We start from the raw sequence: 11257 nt of genomic DNA on the forward strand, positions 1-11257 counted from the left end.
CCAACCTCAAGTGTATTACAATTCTACTTTAGCAACTGCTGTTTTAGCTGCAAGAGAACCTGTTTGTTCTAATTTAACTGATTTAATAGCTTCAGCATTTGTGAAGACAACCACTGTTGAAGTTTCACGACCTGCTGCACGGATAGCATCCAAGTCAGCTGTGACAAGAAGATCACCTGCTGCAACTTTTTGCCCTTCAGCTACATGAACAGTAAATGGTTTTCCTTCAAGACTTACTGTGTCCAAACCAATGTGAACAAGTACTTCAAGACCCGCTTCAGTCACAAGACCAAGAGCATGTTTTGTAGGGAAGATGCTTGATACAGTACCTGAAACTGGAGATACAATGTTTCCATTTGCAGGTTCTACAGCAAATCCGTCGCCCATCATTTTTTGAGCAAATACTGGATCTTTAACTTGTTCCAAGGCAACAACTTGACCGTCTGCTACTGAGTAAACTTCCTCAGTAAGACCTTTGAAGTGAACAGTGTTTTGTTGCGCTTCTGTCATTTGACTTGGAAGAGTTTCAGGAATGATTTCACCTGAATCAAGGATATCTTGGATATCAGATTTCAATACGTCTGCTTTTGGACCGTAGATAGCTTGAACTCCTTGTCCTTTCATGACAAGACCCATAGCTCCTTCTGCTTTCCATTGTTCTGCATCACCGACTTTGTCAGCGTCTTTTACAGTTACACGAAGACGAGTCATACATGCATCAACATCAACGATGTTTGCACGTCCACCAAGAAGGTTGATAATGTTTACAGCTTGAGAACCTGCAGCAACTTTTACTTCACCGCTAGCTTCTTCTGAACCTTCAGCAGTTTCGTAGTTACCGTTACGTCCTGGAGTGGCGTAGTTGAATTTTTGAATCATGAAGTTTGCGATAAAGTACATGATTACAGCAAAGAGAACAGTTACCCAAATGAAGTTAACGATATCCATACCGATACCAGCGCTAATCGCGATAGGTGTACGAGTCAAGAACTCGATTGAACCGAATGAGTGCATACGTAGGTTTACAACGTCAGCCATTGCAAAGGCAGCACCTTGAACAAGTGAGTAAACAAGATACATAGGTGTTGCGATGAACATGAACATGTATTCGATTGGTTCAGTAACCCCTGTCAAGAATGTTGCAAGAGCTGTTGCAATCATCATACCTTTGTATTTGTGTTTCTTATCAGCATCAACATTACGGTAGATAGCCACAATCACACCCATCAAGATACCGAATGAACCGATCATTTGTCCAACTTTGAAACGAGCTGGATGGACTGTATCTAACAAGTGTTGGTATTGAGTAGCATCAGTACCTTTAAGGTTTACAAGGTCTGTTACCCATGCAAGCCATAGTGGGTCTTGACCAAATACTTGGCTACCTTTTGCTGCACCAGTTAAGACTTCATAAGTACCACCAAGAGCTGTGTAGTTCATTGGGATAGTCAACATGTGGTGAAGACCAAATGGCAAGAGCAAGCGTTCCAATGTACCATACAAGAATGGTGCAAGGATTGGAGCAGTTTCTTGTGAGTTAGCAATCCAGATACCAAAGCTATTGATACCAGTTTGCACAAGTGGCCAGAAAGCTGAAAGTACGATTGCAGCGATTACTGAACGAAGAATAACTACAAACGGTACAAAACGTTTTCCGTTAAAGAATGAAAGTGCATCAGGAAGCTTACGGAAGTTGTAGTATTTGTTGTAAGCAGTTGCTCCAATAAAACCTGAGATAATCCCTACGAACACACCCATGTTAAGTGCTGGGGCTTCCATAACACTAATGAAGTAATCAGCAACTTTGATTGATCCACCAAAGAGAGTTGTTACCATAGCATCTGGATTTTTCAACATATCGCCTGATACGCCAAAGATTGTACCAGTGATACGGTTAATCAAGATGAAGGCAAGACCAGCGGCGAAAGCACCACCAGCACGTTCTTTAGCCCAGCTACCTCCAATGGCTAGGGCGAACAAGATATGAAGGTTAACGATAACCCCCCAACCGATTTGCTCTAGTACACCACCAGTAATAACGAGTGGAGCAAAGTTAGGGTTGATCATCACAAGCGACTTACCGATTGAAATCATCAAACCAGCAGCCGGCATAACGGCGATAACCACCATCAAAGCCTTACCGAATTTTTGCCAAAACTCGAAAGACAAGACATTTTTGAATGTATCTTTCATCATTCAAATCTCCTTTATTTTTATTTAGGCAAACGTTTTACGAAAACGTTTGCACTTAACTATGTATTAATTATACCACTTTAATTTTTTTTGTAAAGGCTTTTATAAAAAAAAGTAGACTTTTTTCTAAAATTTTTGTAGAAAAAAAGGAGATATTAAAACCTCCTCAAATATACTTCTATTTTAGATTTTCAGGAATCGGCGCATTGAAATTCCTGATCCGATTGAACCGATAAAAATTCCAATCACAAATAATAGAGCAATCATCAGTGGACTGAATATTTCTGGTGATATCATCGAAAGGTTCTGACCAACCAATGACTTATTAACCGATTGGTAAACCATTTTATAGACAATAAATACCAAAACTGATGGAAGTGTTGCTCCAAGCAAACCAATGAAGGCACCTTCAAGCAAGAAAGGCCCGCGGATATAGCCATTCTTAGCACCTACTAAACGCATGATTTGAATTTCACGGCTTCGTGAAATGATGGTGATACGTATAGTATTAGAAATCAAGAACACTGCAATGAAAATCAATAATCCCGCGATAACTAGTCCCCAGACACGAATAAATGAGGCTAACTTAAACAAGCGTTCTGTATTAGCACCACCATCTTGAACTTCTGATACACCTTCGATTTTTTTAGCCTCTTCTGCTACTGTCTTTACATCACTTGGTGTATTGGTATCAACGATATATGCATCATAGAGAGGATTGGCATCGCCTTCAAAGATTTTCCAGTTGTCCCCCATTGTTTCTGTCAACTTTTCATATTGTTCTTCTTTACTTGAAAACGTAACACTTTTAACGGTTGACATACCTTTCAAAGCATCATATACCTTATGGTAGTCGTTATTTGTAACAGTTTGACCTTCTTTTTCAATAGTCTCACTATTATCAGCTACGTCCTTACGAATGTATACCATTACTCGAACATTATTTTCAATATCTGTAGCTAGTTTAGCCGTATTAAAGATAACAGATGCAAATATTGCAACCAAGGTCAAAGTAATCATAACTGAACTGACAGCAGCTACTGTCATCCAGCCATTTCGTTTCAAACTTTTTAATGATTCAAATAAATGACGAAAAAATCTACTAATCATCGTATCCATATTCTCCTTTAGCTTCGTCACGAACGACACGGCCATTTTCAATGGCAATGACACGGTGGCGCAAGGTATTTACAATCTGACTGTTGTGGGTAGCCATCAAGACAGTTGTACCTTGGAGATTGATGCGTTCCAACAAATTCATGATTTCCCATGAATTATCTGGGTCCAAGTTTCCTGTTGGTTCGTCCGCAATCAATACTTTGGGATTATTTACAATAGCACGCGCAATCGCAATACGCTGTTGTTCTCCCCCTGAAAGTTCATTTGGGAAAGAACGAACCTTATGCTTCAATCCAACCAAGTCTAAGACTTCCATAACACGTTTTTTGATATTACGGCGGCTCTCACCAATAACTTCCATTGCATAGGCAATATTTTCATAAACGGTTTTCTTTGGTAACAGTTTATAATCCTGGAAGACAACTCCAACACTACGACGTAGGAGAGGGACATCTTTCTTTTTAATTTTAACCAGATTAAAACCAGCAACAGATAAACTTCCTTTTTCGATTTTTACTTCGCGATACAAAGAACGAATAAAGGTTGATTTCCCAGCTCCTGACGGACCTACGATATAGGCAAATTCTCCTGGTTGAATGCTGACCGAAACACCACGTAGGGCAGTCGTTCCGTTGTCGTATTTTTTGACGACATCTCTCATTTCAATGATTGACATGTGAGTTCCTTTCTATCTTAGCTGATTCGCCACTTGAGGTAGGCATCGATAAAACCATCTAGGTCTCCGTCCATAATCTTATCTACCTGCGCAACTTCAAAACTAGTTCGATGATCTTTTACCATAGTATAAGGCGTGAAGACATAAGAACGGATTTGACTTCCCCATGTGATTTCTTTTTTCTCACCCTTGAGGGAATCTACCTCCGCAGCTTTCTTCTCTTGCTCCATTTGATAGAGCTTAGCCTGCAACATCTTCATAGCTCGATCTCTATTTCCATACTGGGTACGATCCACTGTTGATTGGACAACAGTTCCCGTAGGAATGTGTGTCAAACGTACACCTGTTGAAACCTTATTGACATTTTGTCCACCAGCTCCACCTGAACGGAAGGTATCCATCTTGATATCATCTTCACGGATTTCCACTTCAATGGTATCATCCAATTCTGGCATTACTTCCACCGATGTGAAAGAGGTATGGCGACGTTTGGCAGAGTCAAATGGCGAGATTCGCACCAAACGGTGTACACCCATTTCTGACTTGAGAAGACCATAGGCATTGGGCCCTTCAAATGATAGGGTTACTGACTTGATACCAGCTTCATCTCCTGCTTGGTAATCCAATACTTCCACTTTAAAGTCTTTAGCATTTCCATAGCGAGTGTACATACGAAGCAACATATCACCCCAGTCCTGAGCCTCAGTACCACCGGATCCTGGATGGATTTCCAAAATCGCATTATTATGGTCATAAGGTTCTGACAAGAGCAAGGTCATCTCGTAACTGGTCATCATCTTATCAAGTTCTGACAACTGTTCAACCAATTCTTCATGTACCGACTCATCTTCAGCTAAAAAGTCTAATAAAATTTCGACTTCATCCTGCAACTCTTCCATTTTGTGGAAGGTGTTGTAGGTGTTTTTTAATTCATTTAATTCTTGCGACGTTTTTTGGGCCGCGATATTATCGTTCCAAAAATCAGGTTCTGTCATCTTATTTTCCAAGATGGCAATCTCTTCCTCTAGACCTTCTAGGTCAAAGAGACCCCCTGAAAGAAGCTAATTTTTCACGATTTGCGTCAATTTTCTGACGAATTACTGAAATGTCCATAAATACTCCTTTTTTACATCATTTCATTATAGCATATTTTATCATTTCTTTCCATCTTTTGCTCTAATCCCCTTTTCATGAAAAAAGAAGCCTTTCGGCTTCCCTTCTTACAAGACTTTTGCTGAAGTACGAGTGATTTCTTCTACTTGAATATTCTCTGATTCAAATTTTTCTTTCAAGGCTGGTAAATCAATTGATCCATCGATTTGAACTTCGATAATGACCTTACCATCTTTACGCGGAATATTGACTGTATGCGAGATATTCAAATTTTCTTCTACAATCAAAGAAACAATCTTTCCAAGAACGCCAACTTCGTTTTCTGTAACAAAGCGTACACGAATCCCTTCTTCGCCATAACCAGCAATTTCAAGAAAGGCTTGGAAAACGTCACGGTCCGTAATAACCCCATAGACTTGATGATTATCTACGACAGGAAGAATACCAATCTTGTTTTTCAACATCAAATAAGTTGCATCCTCTAGACTCGCATAGCCTGAAACAGTGACAACATCGCGAATCATCACATCTTTTACTTTTGTCTTATTTAGAAGATAATTCATCTCATAGATAGAAAGACTGGTTGCTTTTGATGGACTAGCTTGGGCAATGGTTCCTTCAGTTACCAAACCAACTAATTGATCATTTTCGATAACAGGCAAGCGGTGCAACCCTTGCTCTCTCATCAAATCTGCTGCATGAGATACTGTTGTATCTGGACTAATATATACTACCTTGCGGGTCATAAAATCTTTAACTGCCATGAGACTTCTCCTTTTCTATTCTCATCCCTATTATACAATCTTTTTGTAAATCAATCAAACGCTTACATTTCTTTTTCAAAATTCAGAAAAGTATGAATAAGCTAGCAAAAAGAGCTCTGAAATCGAGCTCTGTGAATGAAGATAGGAAACGTTTCATTCGATTTTTTCAATTATTAGAAATTCATCTTTCAGTGTAGATGTAGATTTGTTTGCAATCTAAATATGTCAACTAAAATAATCTACTGGAAATGATGATTACTTCGTAATTTTCATCTGCCGACTAAAACAATCCACTGGATTGTTTTAGCCACCTAGATATGCTTTTCTGACTTCTTCTGATGAGGCGAGTTCTTTTCCTGTTCCTGATAGAACGATTTTCCCTGTTTCCAATACATAGCCTCGGTCAGAGATTGCGAGTGCTTTATTGGCATTTTGTTCAATCAAGAGGACAGTTGTCCCTTGCTTCTGGATATCTTGAATGATATCAAAAATCTCTTGGATAAATATTGGGGCAAGTCCCATTGACGGTTCATCTAAAAGAAGAAGTTTTGGTGTTGACATAAGAGCGCGTCCCATGGCAAGCATTTGTTGTTCCCCCCCTGAAAGAGTAGCTGCATCTTGGTTCTTCCGTTCTTCAAGACGAGGAAAGCGTGAGAAAACTTTCTTCAAATTAGCTTGATTTTCTTCACGATTTTTCTTTAAGAAAGCTCCCATTTCAAGATTTTCCATAACAGTCAAGCCAGGAAAGACGTGGCGTCCTTCTGGAACTTGTGAAAGACCACCTGCCACGATTTTTTGAGCTGGCATTTTTTGGATTTCTTGACCTAAAAATTCAATCTTTCCTGAACTCGGTTTAACCAAACCTGACAAGGTACGGAGAATGGTTGTCTTACCTGCACCATTGGCACCGATAAGGGAAACTACCTCTCCTTCATTCACTTCAAAGCTTACATCACGGACTGCTTGGATCATACCGTAATGCACAGAAAGATTATCAACTTTTAACATAGACATTAGGCTTCACCTCCTAGATAAGCTTCGATAACGCGTTTATTGGTCTTAATTTCGTCAGGAGTTCCTTGTGCAATCAAACGGCCATACTCAAGTACGTAGATACGTTCTGTTACTTCCATGACCAGATTCATATCGTGTTCAATCAGCATAATCGTAATCTTAAATTCATCTTTGATACGACGAATTAACTCAGTCAATTCGGCTGTTTCCTGTGGGTTCATACCTGCTGCTGGTTCATCTAAAAAGAGAATTTTAGGTTCCGTAGCGAGAGCACGAACAATTTCTAAACGACGTTGTTGTCCGTAGGCAAGATTTTTAGCAAGAGTTTCTGCATCACCATCTAAATCAAAGATTTTCAACAATTCCAAAGCCTTAGCCTTTAATTCTTTTTCACTCTTGTAAAAAGCTGGTAGGCGTAAGAAACTAGCAAAAACATGTTGTTTGTGATGGTTGCCAAAAGCAATCAAAACATTGTCCAAAACTGTTAAATCTTTAAAGAGACGGATATTTTGGAATGTACGTCCAAGTCCCAAAGAAGCAATCTTATAAGGTGACTTCCCATTTAAAAGGTGACCATCAAGGGTAACTGTTCCCTCACTTGGTTCATAAACACCCGTCAAGAGGTTGAAAAGAGTGGTTTTCCCAGCTCCGTTTGGACCGATTAGTCCAACCAATTCCCCTTCGTTCAATTCAAGAGTCACATCTCCAACAGCTGTTAGACCGCCAAAATGTTTGGTTAACTGTTTTACTTCAAGTAATGCCATTAGTTTTGTTCCTCCTTCTTAGATTTTTTAAAGAAACGTGATAGGCTCAATTCCCATGTCCCAAGTAGTCCACCTGGTCTGAAAATCATTACCAATACCAAGGCTAAAGCATAAATAATCATACGCACGCTAGCAACATCTTGGAGAAGCATATTCAAAATTCCAAGGACAATAGCTGAAACGATTGCACCTGTAATGGAACCAAGTCCACCAAATACAACAATAATCAAAACATTGATTGAGTTAATGAAAGTGTAATCTTTCGGTACAACTGAACCGATAAATCCTGCCTGAAGTGATCCTGCAATACTTGCAGTAATGGCACCAAAGACAAAAGCGATAATTTTAATTTTAGTCGTATTAACCCCAACTGACTCAGCAGCGATTTCATCCTCACGAACAGAGAGAGTTGAACGACCAATTGGACTACGCAAGAAGTTCAAGGTTGCAATGGTTGTAATCACGACAAAGAAGTAAACCATTTGCCAAGTTGTAAAGTTAGGAATTCCCAAGATACCTGCTGCACCATTTGTAAGACTTCCGCCATTGATGATAAAGATACGGATAATTTCAGAAACACCAAGAGTCGCTACCGCAAGATAGTCCCCCTTCAAGCGTAAGGTTGGAATTCCGACAAGCAAGGCAACCGCTCCTGAAAGCAAAGCTCCTACCAGCATAGCTCCAAAGAAGGCACCGTAGGTTGGTGATTTAGAACCAATAATAGCTGCTGCATAGGCACCAATCGCCATGAAACCAGCATGCCCAAGTGAAAATTGTCCAGAAAAACCAACGATTAAGTTAAGACCAACAGCCAGAATAATATTAATTCCAATTTGTTGTAAAATCTGCACATAGAATAGATTGAGTACTCCGACTGAAACCAGTACACTAATCAAGCCATAGCCAGCTAACAAAAGGAGTAACCATAGAATATTAACTTTTAAATTTTCCTTCATCGTTTACACCTTCTCTTTCACATTTTTACCAAGAATACCAGCTGGGCGGACAATCAAGATCAACAACAAGATTCCATAAACAATAGCATCACGGAAGTCTGACATTCCAAAGGCTGTCGCAAAGGTTTCCAATAGACCAATCACAAAACCACCAAGAGCCGCACCAGGAATAATTCCGATACCACCAAGTACTGCGGCAACGAAAGACTTAAGACCTGGAGTAACCCCCATCAAAGGCTCAAGAGAGTTATAATAGAGGGCAATCAGAACACCAGCTGCACCAGCAAGAGCTGAACCCAAAGCAAAGGTAAAGCTGATAGTACGGTTTACATTGATCCCCATCAATTGTGCCGCATCGCTATCTACAGATACAGCACGCATGGCTTTCCCCATCTTGGTCTTTTGGACAATGACTTGTAACAAAATCATCAAAATCAAGGAAATGGCCAAAATCATTAACTGCACGTTTGTTAGGCTAACTGGTCCCAAATCATAGCGAACTGTTTGAATCGCTTGAGGGAAGGCACGGGTATTGGCACCAACCAGATAGACCATGCCATACTCCAATAGGAAAGACACCCCAATAGCCGTAATCAAAACAGCAATACGAGTAGAGTGGCGCAAAGGTCGGTAAGCAAGAAACTCAATCACGACACCAAGGATGGCTGTCGCTATCATAGCTACAATAAGCGCTACAAAGAAATTCATTTGGAAAGAATTAATCAAGAAATAACCGATAAAGGCTCCCATCATATAAATATCACCGTGGGCGAAGTTGATGAGCTTGATAATTCCGTAAACCATGGTATACCCTAGGGCTAACAGCGCGTAAACACTACCTAGAATCAAACCATTTACTAGTTGTTGGAGCATAAGATTCACTCTTTCTATTTATAATTTTGAGGGTTTCCCCTCACTTTTTGATAGGTTCTTAAACATCGAAACAGGGAGTGAGTCAGAGGCTCAATCCCTATTTCAACATTTTTCTATTATGGTTTTACAACTTCTGCTGCTTCAACCTTACCATTATTCATGGTCATCATGTAAGCTGTTTTGACTGTGTTGTGGTCCGCATCGAAGCTTGTTTGACCAGTTACACCTTCAAAGTCTTTTGTTTTAGCAAGGTTGTCCTTAATCTCACCTGAGTTTTTAGCACCTTTTGCTGCGTTTGCTACAAGGTGAACTGAATCATAAGCTAAGGCTGCAAATGTTGAAGGCTCTTCATTGTACTTAGCACGGTAAGCGTCCAGGAAGGCTTTTGCTTTAGCTGAAACTTCTACAGTAGTTGAGAAGCCTGAGATAAAGTAGATGTTTGATGCTTTTTCAGGAGTTGCTTGTTGTACAAACTCTTCACCGTTGAATCCATCACCACCAACGATTGGCTTGTCAATTCCCATACCACGCGCTTGGTTTACAATTTTACCGGCTTCAGTGTAGTAACCAGGAACAATGATAGCATCAAAGTCTTTCCCTTTCATTTTTGTAAGGGCTGCTTGGAAGTCTGTGTCACCTGCTACGAAAGTTTCATCTGCAACGATTTCACCTTTGTATGCTTCACGGAAGGCTTTGGCAATCCCTTTAGCATAGTCGCTGGCGTTGTCAGTGTATAGAACAACTTTCTTAGCGTTTAATTTTTCAGTAACATAGTTTGAGATAATTTTTCCTTGGAAGCTATCTTGGAATGTTCCGATAAAGAGGTAATCTTGACCTTTAGTCAATCCATCTTGAGTCGCACTTGGTGAAATCAACGGAACACCAGCTTTTGTAGCGTTCGCTACCGCAGCTGCAGTTGCACCAGATGTCGCAGGTCCTACGATTGCTGATACTTTAGATTGGGTTACAAGGTTAGTTGTTACTGAAGCCGCCTCAGCTGTTTCAGACTTGTTATCTTTATCAACTACTTCGATTTGTTTTCCATCGATACCACCTGCAGCATTGATTTCATCAACGGCAAGTTGGGCACCTTTTTGTTCAGATGTACCGTAGGCTGCTACGGCACCAGTTTCTTCGAAGTTAAATCCGATTTTGATTGTCTTTTCATCTACTGAGTTACCAGCAGCGTTTGACGCTCCAGACTTCACTTCTCCACAGGCCGCAAGAAGTGCTACACTTGCAAGCGCCACAAACGATAGGGCAAATTTTTTCTTCATCTTTTTTGTCTCCTTATGTCTTAAATAAATAGCATGTTAAGAATATACCGAATTATCAGAAAATTGTCAACACTTTTCTTGAACTTTTTCGATGATAACGTTTTCCTCTCGATAGAGATTACCCACAAAGGGTGTTTCCAGCTCTTGAATATGACAAGCTCTAACTTTTTTGATAAATCTTTCCTTACCTAATCTCTCAACTACACTCTCTAGATTCTCTGTTGGAACATAGAGTTGTAAGTAACGATGTTTCTTGGAATGATAGGTAATATCTCCATAATCCTGCAGTTTTTTTGCATCACGATTATAGTAAAGATAGATAATCAAGCCAGATCGATTGACTTTTTCAAACATGATAAATCCTCTTTCTAAGAAATCTCTCCCTATTATACCAAAAAAAGCAAACCCCGTCGAGTTTGCCTTCTATCAACATTAATTCAATGAATTGTTGGCCATGATTTCATCAATAAAGCCATATTCAAGTGTTTCTTGGGCACTCATCCAGTTA

General features: G+C 39.9%; 12 protein-coding genes. All 12 read right to left on the reverse strand.

Translation table 11 applies throughout. The features are described from left to right. Positions 1–15 precede the first annotated feature (15 nt). The gene (locus DXN33_RS07790) at positions 16–2196 is read right to left on the reverse strand and encodes a PTS transporter subunit IIBC (RefSeq protein WP_115904786.1); all 2181 of its coding nucleotides are present in this window, start codon (positions 2194–2196) and stop codon (positions 16–18) included. Between the two features lie 180 nt (positions 2197–2376). Next, positions 2377–3303 (reverse strand): permease-like cell division protein FtsX, encoded by a 927-nt coding sequence (gene ftsX, locus DXN33_RS07795; RefSeq protein WP_042751472.1) that lies wholly within the window; start codon positions 3301–3303, stop codon positions 2377–2379. Next, a complete protein-coding gene (ftsE, locus tag DXN33_RS07800) occupies positions 3296–3988 on the reverse strand; it encodes a cell division ATP-binding protein FtsE (RefSeq protein WP_000022260.1) in 693 nt (230 codons plus the stop codon). Before ftsE ends, ftsX begins: the two co-directional genes overlap by 8 nt. A 17-nt stretch (positions 3989–4005) precedes the next feature. After that, a protein-coding gene (gene prfB / locus DXN33_RS07805) for a peptide chain release factor 2 (protein ID WP_115904787.1) occupies positions 4006–5101 on the reverse strand; the annotation gives its coding sequence in 2 pieces (ribosomal slippage) (positions 4006–5028 and positions 5030–5101; 1095 coding nt in all). Positions 5102–5208: 107 nt separating this feature from the next. Then, positions 5209–5865, reverse strand: a complete 657-nt coding sequence (locus DXN33_RS07810; RefSeq protein WP_004256822.1) for a CBS domain-containing protein — start codon at positions 5863–5865, stop codon at positions 5209–5211. A 303-nt stretch (positions 5866–6168) separates the two neighbouring features. After that, a complete protein-coding gene (locus DXN33_RS07815) occupies positions 6169–6879 on the reverse strand; it encodes an ABC transporter ATP-binding protein (protein WP_115904788.1) in 711 nt (236 codons plus the stop codon). Then, positions 6879–7643, reverse strand: a complete 765-nt coding sequence (locus DXN33_RS07820; protein WP_001185997.1) for an ABC transporter ATP-binding protein — start codon at positions 7641–7643, stop codon at positions 6879–6881. Before DXN33_RS07820 ends, DXN33_RS07815 begins: the two co-directional genes overlap by 1 nt. Continuing rightward, positions 7643–8599: a branched-chain amino acid ABC transporter permease gene (locus DXN33_RS07825; protein ID WP_000662290.1), complete on the reverse strand. Its 957-nt coding sequence runs from the start codon at positions 8597–8599 to the stop codon at positions 7643–7645. Before DXN33_RS07825 ends, DXN33_RS07820 begins: the two co-directional genes overlap by 1 nt. Before the next feature lie 3 nt (positions 8600–8602). Beyond that, positions 8603–9472, reverse strand: coding sequence for a branched-chain amino acid ABC transporter permease (locus DXN33_RS07830; RefSeq protein ID WP_033679951.1), 870 nt, complete (start codon positions 9470–9472; stop codon positions 8603–8605). Between the two features lie 116 nt (positions 9473–9588). Next, a complete protein-coding gene (locus tag DXN33_RS07835; protein WP_115904789.1) occupies positions 9589–10749 on the reverse strand; it encodes an ABC transporter substrate-binding protein in 1161 nt (386 codons plus the stop codon). Positions 10750–10815: 66 nt separating this feature from the next. Next, positions 10816–11103, reverse strand: coding sequence for a YlbG family protein (locus DXN33_RS07840; RefSeq protein ID WP_115904790.1), 288 nt, complete (start codon positions 11101–11103; stop codon positions 10816–10818). A 78-nt stretch (positions 11104–11181) separates the two neighbouring features. Beyond that, positions 11182–11257, reverse strand: a 76-nt coding sequence (locus DXN33_RS07850) for an ATP-dependent Clp protease proteolytic subunit (RefSeq protein ID WP_181897303.1), incomplete at its 5' end; no start/stop codon positions are given.

It is taken from the genome of Streptococcus sp. NM, assembly GCF_003390135.1.
GTDB lineage: Bacteria > Bacillota > Bacilli > Lactobacillales > Streptococcaceae > Streptococcus.

Bases quoted from the DNA above. Each gene is read 5' to 3' on its own strand.
- DXN33_RS07820 (WP_001185997.1), bottom strand. From the start codon at position 7,643: ATGGCATTACTTGAAGTAAAACAGTTAACCAAACATTTTGGCGGTCTA.
- DXN33_RS07825 (WP_000662290.1), bottom strand. From the start codon at position 8,599: ATGAAGGAAAATTTAAAAGTTAATATTCTATGGTTACTCCTTTTGTTA.
- DXN33_RS07840 (WP_115904790.1), bottom strand. From the start codon at position 11,103: ATGTTTGAAAAAGTCAATCGATCTGGCTTGATTATCTATCTTTACTAT.
- DXN33_RS07790 (WP_115904786.1), bottom strand. From the start codon at position 2,196: ATGATGAAAGATACATTCAAAAATGTCTTGTCTTTCGAGTTTTGGCAA.
- DXN33_RS07810 (WP_004256822.1), bottom strand. From the start codon at position 5,865: ATGGCAGTTAAAGATTTTATGACCCGCAAGGTAGTATATATTAGTCCA.
- ftsE (WP_000022260.1), bottom strand. From the start codon at position 3,988: ATGTCAATCATTGAAATGAGAGATGTCGTCAAAAAATACGACAACGGA.
- DXN33_RS07815 (WP_115904788.1), bottom strand. From the start codon at position 6,879: ATGTCTATGTTAAAAGTTGATAATCTTTCTGTGCATTACGGTATGATC.
- ftsX (WP_042751472.1), bottom strand. From the start codon at position 3,303: ATGATTAGTAGATTTTTTCGTCATTTATTTGAATCATTAAAAAGTTTG.
- DXN33_RS07835 (WP_115904789.1), bottom strand. From the start codon at position 10,749: ATGAAGAAAAAATTTGCCCTATCGTTTGTGGCGCTTGCAAGTGTAGCA.
- DXN33_RS07830 (WP_033679951.1), bottom strand. From the start codon at position 9,472: ATGCTCCAACAACTAGTAAATGGTTTGATTCTAGGTAGTGTTTACGCG.